The sequence below is a fragment of the Sphingobacteriaceae bacterium genome (assembly GCA_002319075.1).
Classification (GTDB): domain Bacteria; phylum Bacteroidota; class Bacteroidia; order B-17B0; family Aurantibacillaceae; genus Aurantibacillus.
The window spans coordinates 4,935,177-4,953,257 of the sequence record NVQB01000001.1 but is presented as its reverse complement, the minus strand read 5'-3'; the positions used below and the strand labels follow the sequence as shown (position 1 = coordinate 4,953,257).

Below are 18,081 nucleotides of genomic sequence, written 5' to 3'. Positions count from 1 at the left end.
CATCAATAGACTTGAAAAATTTCATATATAGCTTTTTTATTTTTAGTTGCATTTATGTGAAAGCACAAATGCAACTCTTTACAATAGACGATGGTTTATCCAGTAAGGATATTACATGCATTCTTCAATCGCAAAGCGGTTTCTTGTGGATTGGTACAGTTAATGGATTAAATATATATGATGGCTACACCTTTAGAGAATACAACCGGGAAAGCGGCCTTAGCAACGGAAAAATAAAATGCTTATACGAAGATAAGAATGGCTTGTTATGGATTGGCACCTGGCGGGGTTTAAATATATTCAATCAAAAAACCGGTGAGATAAAAACCTATTTCAATAACGATAAAAACCCTGCAGACAGCATTTTCAGTTCAGAAGTTACTGCGATAACTAATCACGCAGATGGATCTATTGTTGTAGGTTTGGGCAATGGCGAAGTTTTGAGATTCAGCGACGCAAATACTTACAGGAAAGTTTTTCAATTTCCAAACCGTGAAAAAGTTTTCAAATATCAGATTTACGATTTTAAAGCAACTCCCGATTCCTGTTTATTTATGCTTACAAATTTCGGCTCTGTTCGAAAGTTGGATAAACATTTCGAGGAAAGTAGCAGTTTTAAAGTAAAAACAGAAGACATTGTTCAAATGGAATTTCTTCCTGGAGAAATGGAGATCATTATTGCAGATGTTTTTGGCACTATTAATTATATCTCCGCGCTTAGCGGAGCGAATGTTGCTGGTAAACCAACATTGCATATTTCAGACGCACCTGACCGTGTTATGGTAGCTTACCTATCTAACCGAAATAATATATGGCTGGGCTTCGGTGACGGATCTTTATTTGAAACCAGTCTAACAACAAACAAAACTACAAACTTTAGTGCGCAAATGAACAGATTCATTACCGGGGCGCCTTCTGTTATGTATGAAGACAGTAAAGGAATCTTATGGATCGGTACTCACTATGGCTTAATAAAATTCTATCCAAAAAAAAATCTGTTCGAAAACTATTTAACTATTTATGGTGGCGAATACAAAGACAAAAATAGCATCCGCGGAATGATTCAGAACGATTCCGGGGATGTTTACATAGGCAGTTACAACGGACTGTTCAAACTTTATAAGAAAGACAATTCTGTAAAACGTTATAAATTCAGGAGTCGTAAATTGGCTGGTGCAAATGCATATTACCCCTATCGTTTGCTTGAAGACAAGGATTACATTTGGCTAAGTTCTGAAATAAAGGGGCTTTACCGCTTTAATAAAAAAACTAAATGCATTGAATTTCCGCTTAGCACGTCCGAATTTTTTAAGAGTTGTGCTATGCTGGAGAATGGAAGCAATAGAATTTGGGTTGGAACACATAATGGGTTGTTTTTGTATGATAAATTAACCAACCGCTTAACCAAGTATAAAAGTAACAATGGAGCTGACATCTCTAATATTGAAATAACTGATCTTGTAAGAGATCCATCAGGAATTATTTGGATTGGCACCTATTCATCCGGTATTTTTAAAATGAACGAACAACAAAAAATCATACAACATTTTTCTGAAGCCTCTACAAGTGTTCCGGTAAACTTTATAAGTACACTCTTCTCTGAAAATGATAGTATGCTTTGGGCCGGAACACGCGGTTCAGGTATTTTCAAAATAAATACGAGAACAAAGAAAATAAAAAACTACACAAAAAAAACCGGTCTGGCAGACAATTCTGTTGCTGGTATTCTGAAAGACAATTCAGGCATTCTTTGGATAAGCACATTCAACGGACTTTCGAGATTTGATTCTAAACTAGAAAAATTCGAAAATTATTATGACAAAGATGGGCTAACAGACAATGAATTTAATATTGCGGCTCAATTAAAGGCCAGTGACGGAAAACTTTACTTTGGTGGATTGAATGGGGTAAATGCTTTTTATCCTGACTCTCTTAAAAAAGAAACAGCACAAAAACCGAGAATTTTTCTAACGCGATTTTCAAAGTATGATGGGTTAAAAGATAGTATTTCCGAACGCTACGGAGATTTGTCGGAGTTAAAAGAAATTGAACTTTCCTACAAAGACAATTTTTTTTCTTTCTACTTTGCCCTCGATGATTTTTATGATCCCCTGAGAAATACGTTTTATTACAAACTCGAAGGTTATGACAAGGATTGGACAAACCTTGGCACTCAAAACAATATACGTTTTAACGCTATCCCTGCAGGCACCTATATTCTCAAATTGAAAGGTGTAAGTAGCGAAGGCATTTTGAGTGAAAATCAATTAAGCATCCAGCTCTCAATTTCTGAACCTTTCTACTCCACCTGGTGGTTTTATTTAGCAGTAGTATTGAGCGTGTCAGCGCTGGTATACAGCATTGCGCGATACCGCATATACCAGGTTTTGAAAATAAGAAAGCTTCGCACCAAAATATCGAGCGATCTTCACGACGAAGTTGGAAGTTTGCTTACTCGTATTACAATACAAGCCGAATTAATGAAACAGGGAATTTCAGAGCATGATCCGGTTATGGAGGTTTCAAAAATAGCAGATACAAGTCGTTTAGCAACTGCTGCTATGAGCGATGTATTATGGTCGATTGATGCACGCAATGATAAAATTGGTAACCTTGTAGATCGCTTAAGAGAGCAAGCGGGAGAAATTTTGTTTCCACTGGAAGTGGAAGTTGAAATTACAGCAAACAATCTTGATACAGAGAAACAGCTTGATATACTTGTTCGCCAGAACCTTTTTTTGATTTTTAAAGAAGCTATTCATAATATCGCTAAGCATTCAAAAGCAACACATGTAAAGGTCCTGCTTGAGAATCGTTCACGGCAATTTGTTATGGTTATTACCGACAATGGAGTTCCCACAAAAATGCCGGCTGGCAAACAAGGCCAGGGATTGCGTAATATGAAAATGCGCGCTGAACTTATGGAGGGAACTTTAGAAATCTCACAGGAAAAGGGTTACCAGGTTCTACTTAAAATAAAAAAACTATAGCGCTTATGAAACATTCCAATATTTTTATTGCAATCATTGAAGATGATGCGGATGTGAGAAAGGGCCTGGAACGTTATTTTTTAAGCCAGCCAGAATTTGAAAAGATCCTGGCCGTACCATCAGTAGAAGCATTTTTTGAATCCCCGACAGATTTTTCGAAAATAGATGTTGTATTGACTGACATTGGATTGCCGGGAAAATCAGGTATAGAGGGAATTAAGCTTATTAAAGAAAAAAACCCGCAAACAGATGTTATCATGATAACTGTTTTTAAGGACTCAGATAAAATTTTTAAATCTCTTTGTTCAGGCGCTACAGGTTATATTTTAAAAGGCACGTCTTTTGAAGAAATTAAAGAGAGTATCCTGACTATTCTTAAAGGTGGCAGTTATATGTCACCCACCATTGCCCGAAAAATTGTAGAGTACTTTAACCCGCTTCAGAAGTTGACGGAAAGCAAATTAACACAACGGGAGGAACAGATTGTAAAAACACTTGTAGACGGCCTGAGTTATAAGTTGATTGCCGACAGGCTTAGCATATCGGTGGATACGGTGCGTTTTCACATTAAAAACATTTATACAAAGCTTGAAGTAAACAGCAAGTCTGAAGTAATTGCAAAATTTTTAAAAAATCCAGATCTATTTTAGCACGCAATTCATTTTAAGTTCTTTTATGACCCTGGCATAATTTTATTATATACATTGAGTAGATAAAATGCCATCCTATGTCACTCTTTTCCAACATCAAAAACGCATACCGGTTATTTAAACACGTCGATTTAAAAGCACTAGGAAAACTCTCTCAGAAAATAGATCTCGCGGAAGTGATGCAGAATGTGAGTAAGCTGGACGACAAGCAGCTTGCCGGTTTAAGCAAAATGTTAAGCGAAGGAAAAAAGAAAAAAGACCTTCCTCCTATTGAAGGCGACTTTTATAATATCGGACATACCCTTACAAAAGAAGAACGTGAATTACAGTTAAAGGTCCGTGCTTTTTTAGAAAAAGAGATAAAACCCATCGTAAATGATTATTGGCGTCGCGCCGAATTTCCACACCATATTTTACCGAAGCTTGCCGAATTGGATATTTGCGGAATTACTTACGAAGGATACAGTACACCTGTTCGTTCTTGTTTAATGGAAGGAATTTTAGCGATGGAAATGGCCCGTGTAGACGTCTCCTTCGCTACCTTTTTTGGTGTGCAAAGTGGCTTAGTAATGGGTTCTATCTATTTATTGGGATCAGAGGCGCAAAAACAAGAATGGCTTCCCTCATTAAAAAATCTTACAAAAATTGGTGCTTTTGGATTAACTGAACCTGAAGTGGGATCTGCAGTTGCCGGAGGTTTAACTATGAAAGCAAAACGCGAAGGAGATAGCTGGACTTTAAACGGTCAGAAAAAATGGATAGGTAACGCCACTTTTGCTGACGTAATTATTATCTGGGCAGAAGACGAGGCCGATAAACAGGTAAAAGGATTTTTGGTGCGTAAGTTTAATCCTGGACTTTTAGTAGAAAAAATGGAAGATAAAATGGCTCTGCGCATTGTTCAAAATGGACTTATTACACTTACCGATTGTAAAGTAGAAGAAGCTGATCGTCTTCAAAAAGCAAATACATTCAAAGACACTGCAAATGTTTTACGGCAAACGAGAGCCGGTGTTGCCTGGCTCGCTGTAGGATGTGGTCGCGGTGCATACGAAGCTGCTTTAAAATATACCAGAGAAAGAAAACAATTCGGAAAACCAATTGCTGCTTTTCAATTGATACAAAATCACCTGGTTGAAATGCTTACGAACTTAACCGCCATGCAAACCATGGTAGCCCGACTATCTGAATTACAAGATCAAAAACTGCTCACAGACGAACAAGCATCCCTGGCAAAAGTTTTTTGCAGTTTAAGAACGCGCGATATTGTAAGTAGGGCCCGTGAAGTTATGGGGGGAAATGGGATCCTTCTGGAGTACGATGTGGCAAGATTTGTAGCAGATGCTGAAGCCATTTATTCTTATGAGGGAACCAAAGAAATCAACACGTTAATTGTAGGAAGAGCAATTACAGGCTACAGCTCCTTTGTGTAGTTCTTAAAGCGGGTTTTGATTCGTGATAAGAATAGTTCTAAATATTCTAAACTTCGGGCATTTTTGCATCTTCAATGACTATTAATTATACCTTCATGGTATTAAATCTATCATATGAAACCTAATATCGGAATTACACCTGAAAACCTAATTAAGATAACTAATGCGTTAAATACGCTTCTGGCCGACGAACATATTTTGTATATCAAGACACGAAATGCACACTGGAATGTTGAAGGTGCCGACTTTCACGCCATGCATCTGTTTTTTGAAACGCAATACACACAACTTGAAGAAATGATTGACGATGTGGCAGAACGTATTCGTTCTCTAGGACACTATGCTGTGGCTACTCTCAAAGATTATTTAAAGCTTACACATTTAACAGAAAAAGGAAATGGCAAAAATACCAGCGCCGGTTTCATAAAAGAGCTATTGGAAGATCACGAAACAATTATTTCTCATCTGCGAGCTAACGTCAACGTTTTTGCAGACAAGTACAAAGATGTTGGAACAAGTGATTTTATTACGAGCCTTTTGGAGTCGCACGAAAAAATGGCATGGATGCTAAGGGCACATTTAAAGTAAGACTATAAATTACCTATTAAAAGCCGGCGGTGTTGCCGGCTTTTCTAGTTTAAACTCCGCTTTAAAATTTTCCGCTAAAGTGATCTCGTTTCCATGAATCCGCTAACTACACTCAGATTATGGTTACTTAATTTTTGACAACCTTTCTTTGGCTATACGCTTTTGTTACCGCGCCGCATTCTTTTCATTTTCTGTATTTTTTTTATTTCTGCGCGACACGAAAACTGTTAGACAAAGTACAGCTATAACCGCAAGCACTGCAATTGTGCAGTAAAAAACTATTGGTTGTAATTTTTGTTGTTTATTTAAACCTCTGCGTTCCTCTTCAATATTTAAACTATCTGCTCGTAGCATTCTTTTGTATTCAAATTGAATAGTTTTTTGAACAATGGCTTTTCGACTTGCTTCGCTTGATACACTGTCGTTCATCTGTTTAAAAAGGAGCTCCATTTCATTGGCAGACTTCTTGTTACCTGTAGCTTTGTATATTTTACTTAGCGTAAAGCTGGCATCTTTAATATTTTCAGGAAAACCAATTTCCTGTGAAAATTTTAAACTCTGTTTAGCAAATGATTCCGCCTCTTTTAACTCGCCTCGTTCAAGAAAGACGATGGCCAAATGGTTGCTGGTTAAAGCCATTCCCTGCTTGTCGTTTAATTTTTCCCAAAGCACAAAGCTTTTGCGCCAGTAGTTTAATGCTTTTGGAAGGTCGTCTTTTTTCTTGTAGATAGAACCAAAACTATTAAGGCAATGGGCCATGCCAACCATGTTGCCTGACTCTTCTGAGATAGTCAGACTTTTATCAAAATAATCTAATGCTTTGGACGTATTGCCTTGTTTTTCGTAAATATGTGCTATGTTATGAAGCGAACCAGCAAGTACTTGTTTATTATTAGCTTCTTCCTGCAGCTTTAAACTTTTTTGAAAATACGTTAGAGCTTTGCTGTAATCGTCTTGTTGCTCATAAAGAGTTCCCATATTATTGAGACTAATACTCATCCCGTCTTTATTCTTGGTTGCCTCTTGAATGGAAAGAGCCTTTTGATAATATTCAAGAGCCTTTGGAGCATCGCCCAGCTCGTTAAATATAAGACCGAGGTTATTATACGATTCTGAAATGCCTCTTTGGTCTTTCACTTGCTGTCTTAATAAAAGACTCTTGTTATAATAGTCAAGGGCCTTTGTAATTTTACCCTGATACTGGTAAACAGACCCTATATTATTTAAGCACTCCGCAATTCCTTCTTTATTTTGAAGCTGCTCCTCCAACTTCATACTTTCTTCAAAGTCATGTAAAGCCTTTTCTATATCTCCCTGCACGTTGGCAAGATATCCTTCGTTGTTGAATGTTGCTGCCAGGTACTTTAAAAAAAATAAATTCTGTGAGCTGCCCTTAGCATATTTTTTTAAATTAGATTCACAAATTGCCCGTAGCTGATCATTGTACTGTGGCCAGATATTGTCATCCCCTTCTAATTCAACAAGGGCAGTTAAAATACGGCATCTCGTAGAGTCGAACCGGGCGTCTTTAAGTTCACGGTTAAGTGAATCTAAAGCATGGCTCTGAGCTTTGTAAGCATCTACGGATAGAAAGAAGAAAAAAAACAGAACAATCAGTTTATTAAATTTCATTTGCGATCAAAGTTAGTTTTAAGGTCGATACATTTCCATGGCCAGACGGGTTTCCTCAAGATCAAGCTCCTTTTCAATTTTTCTTAAAACCTCCTGACTTGCTTCGCCCGAGCGGTGCAATCGATCAAGCGTCTTTCGTTCTACCTGGATCAAATCTATTTGGAGTTGTGTAAATTCATTAAAAATATTTCCTTCCAATGTTTTTCCAGCGCCAAAATAATTCGAAGGAAGGTCTGTTTTTTGAAGTCGGTTGTACTTAACCTCGTACTTGCTTTTAATATTCCGTAACAATTCGTCGTGAATCAGGGACAGATTATCTTCGATGTGACCTATCGTCAGTGACACCATCTGGGTTCGCACTTCATATTCCTCAGCAGCGCTCGAATAGGGTTTTATCTTGAGTAATTTCACTACCCATGGCAACGAAAGTCCAAGTAACACGAGGGTTGACAAGATTACGCAAAAAGTAATATAAATAATTAAACTGCGATAAGGAAATGGAGTGCCATCTTCCAAAGTGATTGGCAGGGCCAGCGCCGCTGCCATAGATACAACACCACGCATCCCGGCCCAACCAAATACGGCAAGATTGCGAGGGTTAAAATCTTCTTTATTCCTAATATGTTTGCCTAATATTTTAGGTATAAATGCTGCGGGCACCACCCATATAAACCGCACCACAATAACAACCGCACTAACGGCAAGTCCCCAAAAAACGAGCGACACACTGGAATATTCACTGATGCCATCCATCACATTTCTTAATTGAAGTCCTATTAAAACAAAAACAAGCCCATTTAAAATAAATCCTACAACCTGCCAAACCGAATAAGCCATAACCCTGCTTTGATGTGTAAATATTTCGCCTGATCTGAAAGACAGGTAAAGCCCTGTTGTTACCACCGCTAATACTCCCGAAAAATGAAAATGCTCTGCAAGCAGGTAAGAAGCAAAAGGTGTAAGAAAAGTAAAGGTCACTTCTATAATTGGATCGCAAACAAAGCGTTTATGAACTTGATACATAAGGTAACCAATCGTGAGTCCAATAGCGATGCCCATAACGGCTATTAAAATAAAATTGAGACTGGCTTGCCACAAAATAAAATTACCAGCCGTAATTGCTGTTAAAGCATATTTATAACACACCAGTCCACTTGCATCATTCAAAAGACTTTCGCCTTCTAAAATAGTGGTGAGTCGGGGCGATAATCCTAGCCCTTTCGTTACCGAAGTTGCTGCAACCGCGTCGGGTGGCGAAACAATGGCTCCAATTAAAAAAGCTAAAGGCCAGCTGATATCCGGAATCATGTAATAGATAACAACAGCAACTGCAGTCGTGGTAAAAACTACGAGTCCTATCGCTGCAAGACCAATTGGACGAATGTTTGCCCTAAACTCGTGCCAGCTTGTATTCCAGGATGCCTCATATAATAAAGGCGGAAGAAAAACGATAAAAACAACCTCCGGACTAAGCGAAATAATAGGAAGCCCGGGAATCACACTAATTACAACACCACACAGAACCAAGGCAATGGGAAAGGGAAATTTGTATTTATAGCTCAGAATGCCTAAAAAAGCAACCCCGAACAGAAGCATGATTATTACTGTAATATTCTCCATAATTAAAAGTAAACGAATTACACAAAAGTGACGAAACCTGGCTACAAGATAAGACTCATTCTATAATTTTTAACACTAATGTTTCGCAAACGCATGTATAAAGTTTTTATATTTAGCCCCAGTTAATTGTTAAACCTTAATCTTTTCAATGAAAAACCAATCTGCAGCTACTAGAGCAAAAGCATTTACATTTGTTATCCTATTATCACTCTGTTTTTTCAGGGGAATTTCTCAAAAGGTGGATACATTACATTTAATTTATCATCACACACAAAATAAAGCTCATGATACAACGCTAAAGCACCTTGATCGTTGGATAAAAAGTCTTAACGGTACCCATATGGATATTACAGTTGTTGGGTACTATCCAACAACAAACTTTAAACCCTTTGCTCAAGAGCGCGTAGACGAAATGTTCCTGATCCTGAACAGAAAAGGAAGAGAACTTTTCACTTTTGGAGAGTTCTCATCAAAAAAAGGTAAGGATTATCAAAGAACAACGGTAGACATTATTTACACACCAACAGGTGGGGCAGCAGCCGCAGCAAAGGCAGAGGCCGAAAGAAAAGCAGCTGAAGATGCTGCAAAAGCTGAAGAAAAGAAATTAAAAGATGCCGCCAAAGCCGCAGAAAATGCAGAAGAGAAGAAAAAGAAAGATGCGGAAAAAGCAGCCGCTGCTGAGAAAAAAGCTGCTGAAGACGCCATAAAAGCAGAAGAAAAGAAAAAGAAAGAAGCTGAAAAAGCAAGTACAACTTCTGAGAAAAAATCAGACGATCCTAAGGCCGACGAAAAAGCGAAAAAAGAGGCAGAGAAGGTTGCCGCTGCTGAGAAAAAAGCTGCAGACGCAGCTGCTAAAGCGGAGGAAAAGAAGAAGAAGGACGAAGAAAAAGCAGCCGCTGAAGCTGAAAAGAAAGCAAAAAAAGATGCTGAAAAGAAAAAATAATTTCATAAAAGGCCACAGAGATGTGGCCTTTCTTTTTTTAATAGAATTCATTCCTAAAAAACATTATTACTACTTTTAAAGCATGAACAACAAACTTCTACTTTGGATCTTCACCGCAATTTTTGCTCTTGGTACTTTTATGGATATTATGGATGGCTATCTTCCTAAACTCATCAGCTCTGTATCTATGACCCTTGCCCTACTCTGTTTTGCTCTTGCAGCGGGTAAATCCGGAAGTAAATTGAATACTGTTGGCTATACTTTTTTGTTTGTGGCTCTGTTAGGGTTTATTTACCGCCTCGTTAAATTCTACCATGTTTTTTAATGCAGTTCTAGGAATTAGACTCTCCTGTTGCGCCAAAAAAATGTAACATGGTTTCTAACGCGATTTCGCTATGCATACGCACACCATTCTCAAGGGACTCTTGCGCAATTACAGATGCTCTTTTAAACATGTTTTCTTCGTAAAAACTAATAGCTTCCTGCAGATTCCTGTACCTAGTTGAAGTCAGACAGTCACTTAACTCGAGGGCGTCAAGCATGGCCATGTTCACCCCTTCACCAGCAAAAGGAGGCATTACGTGCGCAGCGTCACCAATCAAAGTTAAATTATGTTTTGCGTTCCAACTTTGATCCAGAGGCATGCAATCAATAGGTCTTGCAACAAAGGGTGTTGAAGCACTCTCAAATAACTCATGCCAGGTGCTGCTCCATTCTGGGTAAGTTTTTCGGAACCACCCTAGTAGTTGTTTTTTATCAGAGAAATTCAGACCACTGTTTAAGGACCAGTCTTCCCCGGATTTAAAGCTGGCGTAGAAGCCTATTTCATTATTTGCTTTCTGACCCAGGAGAAGATTTTTCCCGTTTCCAAAAGCCATGATCTTTCCTCCACGAAGCAAAGCATGCATTCCCGGAGCTGTTTCGGGAGCATTATAGATAGTACCCTCCAGCATAGTAATACCAGAGTAAAATGCCTTTATATCTGTCAGATAAGGTCGGATCTTTGAATTGGCACCATCCGAACCAATCACGATGTCAGCATATTCAGACGCACGATCTTTAAAATGAAGGAGCCAACCATCTCCCTGAGTTTCCATCGAAATAAAATGACTACCCCACACAATAATGCCTTCATTCAACGATTCTAATACTATTTTTCTTAAAACACCTCGGTCTATCTCCGGACGAAAATGTTCATAGCCAAAGTTTTCTTCAGGTTTTTCGTCGTGATCACTAAAAAACACTTCCGCCTGTTCATTCATAATTTGCATGCGATCTGCCCCCACCATATAATTTTCTTTGAAGGCTTTCATAAGATCCGCTTTTTGAAGAGCTGCCAAACCCGATTCCTCGTGCAAATCAAGTGGAGAACCTTGCACCCTTGAGTCTTTGTTCAAATCTCTCTCGTACACCTTTACACTGATATTTTTAAGCTGTAAAAGTCTTGCTAAGGTTAAACCACCAGGACCACCGCCCACAATGGCTATTTTTTTATTTTCTAATAACATAATTGTATCGTTTTATAACGGTACAAAGGTTCTAAAAACCTGGGCGATGAAATAGTAAAAATCGGTCGTTTTATGCCGGGAAGTTTTTGATGGCGGTAATATCAATAAACCTGCCATCTTTGTTTTTGCTCAGCTCTTTGGGCGTAACCCCAGCGTACTTGCGGATCTCTTTAATAAAATGAGTTTGATCTGTAAAATTTTGTTCCGGAAAAAGATTGCCTTCACTGAGTTGTTTAAAAGAAGCGCCGAAGCGAAGAATGTTGCAATAAGTCTTTAAAGAGATTCCAAATTGGTCATTAAAATAGCGGTTGATCTGCCGGCTGCTCCAGGCAACATGTTCAGACAACTCCTTCACCGTGACAGAACCTTTTGTGGAATAGATAAGTTCAAAAAGTTTTTTCTTTCTAGGATCACTATTTTCGCAGTAAACAGTTTTTATTTTACGTGTTGTTGTTTCACAAAAAGACTCAAGGCTTTCAAGTTCCTTATCACTATATCGCCAGTGATCATCTTCAAAATTCCTTCCGAAGTTCAGCACATCTTTCACCGGACTTTTTAAGAGGTATTCCACTGCAAGCAGCTTGAATCCTACAGCATACATTCTTGTATGTGCAGGCACCGTAGCTTCACCGGGAACTGTGTCTACCCCTCTTACAACCATTTTCCAATTACCCGAATTAACGCTCATCAAGTTCATGTCCACCATACCATTCGGCAGCAGAATAAAAGCAACATCTTCTTTTGTTTTATTTTCCAGCATCCATAAGCTATGAACAAAATGCGAAACCGATGGGTCCGGCAATGCTGATTTTATGGCAAGATTCATGAATAAGACATTACTAACTGTCACAAAGATAATCGCTTATTCAACAAATGAAAGATCCTGCTTGTCAACCGGTTAATACAAAGAGCTTGTTTATTGTTGTCATGTATACTATATTTGCGACAACAATTAAATCGTTTATTATGAAACAACTCACATTTGCATCTCTACAGGTATTAAATCTGGAAGCATCCAAAGATTTTTACACAAAAAAATTAGAATTTGAAATTAGCACTACCAATCCCCAGGCTTGCATTTTTAAATACGATCAGGGACAAGCCAGTTTCGCTATCCGCACACCTCTCGAGCCCCTCGAAGAAAAGGAACTAGGACTTGGGGTAGCCCTTTGGTTTGCTGTTAACGAGAACGTGGACAAATTAAAAGAAAAGTTTATTGCTAATGGGGTAACTACAGCAGGACCAATTATCGAAACGCCTTTTGGCAGAGCATTTCACGTAAAAGATCTTGACGGGTACAAACTCACATTTCTAGAGTCAAAATAAACTGACTGTGTTTTCAAAAAAATTAATTTTATTTGATAAAACGTTTAAGGAAAATGCAGAACAAGATCAAATTCAAATTTAAAAGTCCGGAAGAAAGTCCCGGATACTTGCTGGGTCAGCTCAACTTAATTTGGCAACGCAATCAAAAAAAGGTTTTAGACCCTTTAGATCTTACACAAACACAATTTGTTTTGTTGGCAGCTCTTGCATGGCTTTCTAAAACTAAAAACGATGTAACGCAGGTAGACATTGCCAACCAGGGAAATGCAGACAGAATGATGGTATCGAAAGTGTTGAGAACTCTAGAAGTAAAAAAATTCATTAGTCGGCAAGAGCACTCTTCTGATACAAGAGCAAAAGTGGTAAAATTAACTCCTTCGGGCGAAAAGGTCTTACATTTAGCTTTAAGTAAAATAGAAAATGCGGACATTGAATTTTTCTCAGTTTTAGAAAAAAACCTTCCATCTTTTAATAAGAATATGTTTAAACTTATTAACGAAAATAAAGACAGATGATCTTCTTGCTTCAAAAAGCCTAGCGTTGAAAGCGTGAGAAATAAAACCTTTTGTAAGGTCTGGGCTTAATGATTAAATTTGACTGTCCTCTAAAGACTCTCATGTTTAAAAAAGCTTTTTTATCTCTCACCCTGCCTCTTCTCTGCGCCGTCGTATCTATGAGCTTTGGCACTATAAAGCAATCAGCCGACTCGTGGTATGAAGAAACCAAGGCGGAAATCCTGAAACAAGCTGCACTTAAATCAGACAGTATAGGATTTCTTTTTAATTCAGACAGCTCTAAAAAGAAAGAGATGCATTTTTTTAAGGGCCATATGTTTCTCGCAAAATTTTATAAAAAAGGTGCCCCGACTTCTGAATCGTATTTTAGTAAGGACGGAAATTTTGAATTGCGACGTTTATTTTGCGAAAATGCTATTGTCTCATTTGAAGGAATAGCTTACAAAACAAGCCTTTTTGGTCCTTTTACCGAGTATTACTGCAGCGGGAAAATAAAGTTGCAGGGATTTCGCTTCCAGAGCGAAGGCATTGCCACCTGGAAAACATTTAATGAAAGCGGAGTGCTGGTAGACGAGTCAAACCTCAAAAATCATTCACTGCTCAACTCTCTGCCGCAGATTGTAAAATAATTTGCTAAACAAAAAATGTCCGACTACAAGTACAAAATAGAATTTAAAAATAACGAAATCACTCTTTTATTTGGAGAAGATTTCTACGGGGATAAGTCTACCTTTTGGAATGCTCATCAATCAATGCTCACAGGTTTGTATAAAAAGGTAATCTCCACAGAATTTCCATTTACAATTACGCTGCTAACCGGTGTCAGTTTAAAAATCAACACTCAAAAAGACTTCGATACCTGGATAACAAAAAATCAGCCTTTTACTATTGCTGGATAACCGCTTCAAACGAAAAGATAAGAATACTCCTTTCAGGAAAGTTTATTTTGATTGAAAACGATTTTTCCAGGTTATCCGTCTTTGTAGAAACTGACGTGAATATTTTTTTACTACCTCTAGCCTCTCCTGTTTGTAGGAATATTTTTCGCAAAAAAAATGACTGAATAAACTGTCCCATGTTGATGTCCCTTTATTTGGTAAAATGTATTTGAGCAGTATCGGGAATATCGAATAAAATGGATAAATTCATTACTACTCTCAAGTTTAAATGTATTTTTTGATAATTCGACCGAGTTGTTTTTGTGTACATAATATGGCATTTTTATGTTATTTTAATAGATATAATGAGTTTATTATATGTTATTTTTATGTTATTGTGTATAAATTGATACTTTTATAGTTATGACCAAAGATTTGCAAGGAAAACTTAAAAACGAACTAAAAACGCAGGCTTTAAAGGAACTCGTGGGATGGTCTAATGGCGATCTTATAGCCTACATTGTTGATCTGCGACAAGAGATCAACGACTTGAAAGGTCAGCTCAATAAATCCAGCTCCGATGATACGGAGCAAAATGAACTCTTAACCGAAAACAAGTTTAAGCAGGACTGGTCTTATCCCACAAAGATTCATTTTCTTTTGGAACTACATCAAAAGCCGCTTACCTCAGAAGATCTACATACGCTTCTTCTAAAAATAGACGATCATTATAAAAAGTATAACGCACCGCGCAACAATTTGTCTGTTGCTTTAGGAAGAGTGTGTAAATCGGGCCGAATAAAAAAAATGAAACAACCGGGCATTAAACTAAAGTATTTTGCGCTACCTGAGTGGATGAATGAAAAGAGTGAACTTAAGCAAGAATTTACAAGGTATTTAAAATTATTTCGTGAGTAATTTAACTTTGCAATAGAAGGTTCATAATTAAGGAAACAGACGCCAAGATTCATATGCTGTCTGAGAAAATGAATCAGAATACAATATAATTTTTAAAATCTCCAGAAAAAATCGCGTCTTTACACCAGCTTAATCGTTACTCCTGATTGTTTTCAGGAAGTATAACATGCCCAGGTGTTGGTCCCGATAGCTATCGGGAGGTATACAAGTATGTTTGCTGAGGGTTGCTTTATTTTTTGGGAATATTACTATTCTTAAGATTTGAACTTTATGGCAGCTGTTTACATCTTGTTTTCTAAAAGTCTTAATAAATTTTACATAGGGAGTTGTTTAGATTTGAATCAACGTCTTTTAGATCATAAAAATAGAACTTATGTCCGATCGTTTACATCCATTGTAGATGATTGGCAATTGGTATACTCTATCGAGGAACTGGATGGAAATCTGGCCCGCAAAATTGAAGCACATATTAAAGCCATGAAATCAAAAAAGTACATAGAAAATTTAGTAAAGTACCCTGAGATAGTTATCAAATTAAAAGAGAAATTTTAAAATCTTTTACAAAAAAATCGCATCTTTACGCCAGCTTAATCGTTACTCCTGATTGTTTTCAGGAAGTATAACATGCCCAGGTGTTGGAATGGTATACAAGTACGCTTGAGGTGCGTATGCCGTAAGGTGTGGGAGTTCGAGTCTCCTCCTGGGTACATCACAGAAAGCCTTGCTAGTCAAGGCTTTCTTTTTATATTAAAATAGATTATCGTACTTTTCGAATTGCGATGTCTCGTTTTCAACGGAAATTTTCACAGCTTAACAAAAATCCGAATCTCTTAACCAAAAGTTTGAATCTCCTTTAACTCCTGACTCCGACCTCACTTTATGTTCAGAATTAATCCAACCAGAAAGTAGCATATAACCAAATTCTCACCTTAGCGTTAGTTGCTGCGCGGAAATTTAATCACGTTCCCTAATTTGGAAAAGTTTTTTACTGCATTTATCAAGACACATCAGACGCTCAACAACACTGAACTTGTAGACACATTTTCCAATCTCGTCTACGCTTGCCTGCGTAATCAGAATAGGAACGTTATCTTTGGATAATGGTATCAGAAAGGCCCATCAGGTCAAGATTTTTTATTAGTTTTCTTCATATTTCGGCGTGGACTATTATTTTTATTTTGCCACTGCTATTTGATAAAAATGGCCCACGGCCTCCGGATAACTTTAAACCAGTTGTTGATCGGGCGCATAATTTCCAGATCGTATCTACCTTAATGAATCTTTCTTTTATCCCTCTTTTTTACTTTAACGCACTTTTTCTTGTTCCCAGGTTTTTCAACAGGAAAAATTGGATGATTTATGTTACTATCGTTATTGGATGTACTTTGCTTATTGCGGGAATCAATGAATTGGTTAAGAACTTTATGGGCCTTCACCATCCTTTTCCACCTTTTAACCGAGTTTTTATTCTCTTAAGTGTTTGCATTCTGATTACGAGCACAGCTTATAGTGTCATACAAAAGAACATTAAAAACGAAGAATTGCGAAAGGAGAAGGAATCCGAAAACTTAAAGACCGAGCTTTCCTTTCTTCGCTCGCAGGTGAGCCCTCATTTTTTATTTAATACGCTGAACAATCTTGTGTCCCTGGCACGCAAAAAGTCAGATCTATTGGAGCCTTCCTTATTAAAACTTTCAGGTTTATTGCAATATATGTTGTATGAAACCGATCATGAAAAGATCAGTATTCATAAAGAAATAGAGTACCTCGAAAATTATATAGAGTTGCAAAAGCTACGGTTTGGCAGCGAGGTCACCGTGAGTTTTTATAAAGAAATAACGTTCTCTTCTTCTGTTGAAGTAGTGCCTATGATCCTTATCCCTTTTGTTGAAAATGCATTTAAACATGGCGTCGTGTACATAAATGATCCTGAGATTTCGATTAGTATTGTTGTTATCGGAAACCTTCTGACATTGAGCGTTAATAACAAATACAAAGTAGAACGTGAGGAAAAAGACAAAAGCACGGGAATTGGATTAGCGAATGTCAAAAGACGTTTGTTTTTACTCTACCCTAAATGCACACTAAACATTACAGCACAAAATAATTTTCACTCTGTTAAACTTTCGATAACCTTATAATGCTTAGATGTATCATTGTTGACGACGAGCCTTTGGCCCTTGACCTACTGGAAGATAACATAAAACAGATTCCTTTTCTTTGCCTGGTAAAACGTTGTAAAAATGCTTATGAAGCTATAGAAGTTTTACAAGAGGAAACGATTGATTTAATTTTTCTTGATATTCAGATGCCTGGAATTACGGGTCTCCAATTTTTAAAATCGCTTTCTTCAAAACCAATAGTTGTATTTATTACGGCATACAAAAATTATGCGCATGAAGGATTCGAACTTGATGTCCTGGATTATATCGTGAAACCTTTCTCTTTTGAACGCTTCCTGAAAGCTGCTAACAAAGCGCAGGAGTATAAGGCCTTTAAGAGTAATCGACAACCCGAACAAGAGAGAGATTACGTTTTTGTTTATTCAGAATACAATTTAATTAAAATTATGATTCATGAGATTAACTACGTTGAGGGCTTAAAGGATTATATTAAAATTCATATTACAGGTTCCGAAAAACCGATCATTACGCGGCTAAGCATGAAGGCAATGGAAGAAAACCTTCCTGTGAAAAAATTTGTCAGGACGCATAAATCTTTTATAATTGCCGTTGATAAGATCAAGTCGATTCGTAACAATAGAATAAAACTGACTACTACTGAAATTCCCTTAAGCGAGCATTACAAAGATGCCTTCTTTAAAATAATAGATCCTAGGGCACTCCTCTAACCGAATATTATCTCCCATCTCTATCGCACCTCAACCCTCTCTCAGCTGAAGACCTTCCCTTAAAAATTGATAGCGACTTCCCTGGTGGACCTCTTCTATGGGCCAACTTCCCATCGGTACTTGTCTATATGCGGGTGTAAAATCACTTCTCCACATTTCTTCATCTTGTCTACACACTTACAGCCGAAGTATATTATATTTTTTTACTGTTTTTAACCCTTCGATATTT

The 18,081-nt window shown here is 37.5% G+C and carries 19 protein-coding genes and 1 tRNA gene; 15 read left to right on the top strand and 5 right to left on the bottom strand.

Translation table 11 applies throughout. From position 1 onward, the window contains the following. Positions 1 to 68: 68 nt before the first annotated feature. The 4 genes from CNR22_21425 (at position 69) to CNR22_21410 (ending at position 5,661) form a co-directional block, all read left to right on the top strand. Entirely contained in the window at positions 69 to 2,990 is a 2,922-nt protein-coding gene (locus tag CNR22_21425; protein ID PBQ34222.1) for a hypothetical protein, read from the top strand. 5 nt (positions 2,991 to 2,995) lie between these two features. Then, entirely contained in the window at positions 2,996 to 3,640 is a 645-nt protein-coding gene (locus tag CNR22_21420) for a DNA-binding response regulator (protein ID PBQ34221.1), read from the top strand. Positions 3,641 to 3,717: 77 nt separating this feature from the next. Further along, positions 3,718 to 5,073, top strand: a complete 1,356-nt coding sequence (locus tag CNR22_21415; GenBank protein ID PBQ34220.1) for an acyl-CoA dehydrogenase — start codon at positions 3,718 to 3,720, stop codon at positions 5,071 to 5,073. A gap of 114 nt (positions 5,074 to 5,187) precedes the next feature. Continuing rightward, positions 5,188 to 5,661: a DNA starvation/stationary phase protection protein gene (locus CNR22_21410; GenBank protein PBQ34219.1), complete on the top strand. Its 474-nt coding sequence runs from the start codon at positions 5,188 to 5,190 to the stop codon at positions 5,659 to 5,661. Between the two features lie 165 nt (positions 5,662 to 5,826). Here the strand turns inward: CNR22_21410 and CNR22_21405 are convergent, their stop codons facing one another. After that, entirely contained in the window at positions 5,827 to 7,293 is a 1,467-nt protein-coding gene (locus tag CNR22_21405) for a hypothetical protein (protein PBQ34218.1), read from the bottom strand. 18 nt (positions 7,294 to 7,311) lie between these two features. Beyond that, a complete protein-coding gene (locus tag CNR22_21400; protein ID PBQ34217.1) occupies positions 7,312 to 8,913 on the bottom strand; it encodes a Na+/H+ antiporter in 1,602 nt (533 codons plus the stop codon). Between the two features lie 148 nt (positions 8,914 to 9,061). On the opposite strand from CNR22_21400, the gene CNR22_21395 reads away from it, so the two are divergent. Continuing rightward, positions 9,062 to 9,856, top strand: a complete 795-nt coding sequence (locus CNR22_21395) for a hypothetical protein (protein ID PBQ34216.1) — start codon at positions 9,062 to 9,064, stop codon at positions 9,854 to 9,856. Positions 9,857 to 9,938: 82 nt separating this feature from the next. Continuing rightward, complete coding sequence (locus tag CNR22_21390; protein ID PBQ34215.1) at positions 9,939 to 10,181, top strand: hypothetical protein; 243 nt, start codon at positions 9,939 to 9,941, stop codon at positions 10,179 to 10,181. A 7-nt stretch (positions 10,182 to 10,188) separates the two neighbouring features. On the opposite strand, the gene CNR22_21385 is transcribed toward CNR22_21390, so the two are convergent. Then, positions 10,189 to 11,364 carry a 2-polyprenyl-6-methoxyphenol hydroxylase gene (locus CNR22_21385; protein ID PBQ34214.1) on the bottom strand — a complete coding sequence of 392 codons (1,176 nt, stop codon included), beginning with the start codon at positions 11,362 to 11,364 and terminating at the stop codon, positions 10,189 to 10,191. Positions 11,365 to 11,434: 70 nt separating this feature from the next. Further along, positions 11,435 to 12,190 (bottom strand): transcriptional regulator, encoded by a 756-nt coding sequence (locus tag CNR22_21380; GenBank protein ID PBQ34213.1) that lies wholly within the window; start codon positions 12,188 to 12,190, stop codon positions 11,435 to 11,437. 140 nt (positions 12,191 to 12,330) lie between these two features. Here CNR22_21380 and CNR22_21375 point away from each other — a divergent pair, with 140 nt between their 5' ends. The 4 genes from CNR22_21375 to CNR22_21360 all read left to right on the top strand — a co-directional run bounded on the left by CNR22_21375 (position 12,331) and on the right by CNR22_21360 (position 14,104). Continuing rightward, positions 12,331 to 12,690, top strand: a complete 360-nt coding sequence (locus CNR22_21375) for a glyoxalase (protein ID PBQ34212.1) — start codon at positions 12,331 to 12,333, stop codon at positions 12,688 to 12,690. A 53-nt stretch (positions 12,691 to 12,743) separates the two neighbouring features. After that, the gene (locus CNR22_21370; GenBank protein PBQ34211.1) at positions 12,744 to 13,205 is read left to right on the top strand and encodes a MarR family transcriptional regulator; all 462 of its coding nucleotides are present in this window, start codon (positions 12,744 to 12,746) and stop codon (positions 13,203 to 13,205) included. 101 nt (positions 13,206 to 13,306) lie between these two features. Further along, positions 13,307 to 13,834, top strand: coding sequence for a hypothetical protein (locus tag CNR22_21365; GenBank protein PBQ34210.1), 528 nt, complete (start codon positions 13,307 to 13,309; stop codon positions 13,832 to 13,834). 15 nt (positions 13,835 to 13,849) lie between these two features. Then, positions 13,850 to 14,104 carry a hypothetical protein gene (locus CNR22_21360; GenBank protein ID PBQ34209.1) on the top strand — a complete coding sequence of 85 codons (255 nt, stop codon included), beginning with the start codon at positions 13,850 to 13,852 and terminating at the stop codon, positions 14,102 to 14,104. Here CNR22_21360 and CNR22_21355 read toward each other — a convergent pair. Next, positions 14,091 to 14,282: a hypothetical protein gene (locus CNR22_21355; GenBank protein ID PBQ34208.1), complete on the bottom strand. Its 192-nt coding sequence runs from the start codon at positions 14,280 to 14,282 to the stop codon at positions 14,091 to 14,093. The genes CNR22_21360 and CNR22_21355 overlap by 14 nt on opposite strands. Positions 14,283 to 14,506: 224 nt before the next feature. Here CNR22_21355 and CNR22_21350 point away from each other — a divergent pair, with 224 nt between their 5' ends. From CNR22_21350 to CNR22_21330, 5 genes are all read left to right on the top strand, one after another. Beyond that, on the top strand, positions 14,507 to 15,001 hold the full coding sequence (locus CNR22_21350) for a hypothetical protein (GenBank protein ID PBQ34207.1): 495 nt from the start codon (positions 14,507 to 14,509) through the stop codon (positions 14,999 to 15,001). A 270-nt stretch (positions 15,002 to 15,271) separates the two neighbouring features. Continuing rightward, the gene (locus CNR22_21345; protein ID PBQ34206.1) at positions 15,272 to 15,553 is read left to right on the top strand and encodes a hypothetical protein; all 282 of its coding nucleotides are present in this window, start codon (positions 15,272 to 15,274) and stop codon (positions 15,551 to 15,553) included. A gap of 74 nt (positions 15,554 to 15,627) precedes the next feature. Further along, positions 15,628 to 15,708: transfer RNA gene (locus tag CNR22_21340), tRNA-Leu, on the top strand. A gap of 393 nt (positions 15,709 to 16,101) precedes the next feature. Next, positions 16,102 to 17,142 (top strand): histidine kinase, encoded by a 1,041-nt coding sequence (locus CNR22_21335; GenBank protein PBQ34205.1) that lies wholly within the window; start codon positions 16,102 to 16,104, stop codon positions 17,140 to 17,142. Next, positions 17,142 to 17,852, top strand: coding sequence for a DNA-binding response regulator (locus CNR22_21330; GenBank protein PBQ34204.1), 711 nt, complete (start codon positions 17,142 to 17,144; stop codon positions 17,850 to 17,852). Before CNR22_21335 ends, CNR22_21330 begins: the two co-directional genes overlap by 1 nt. Positions 17,853 to 18,081 lie beyond the last annotated feature (229 nt).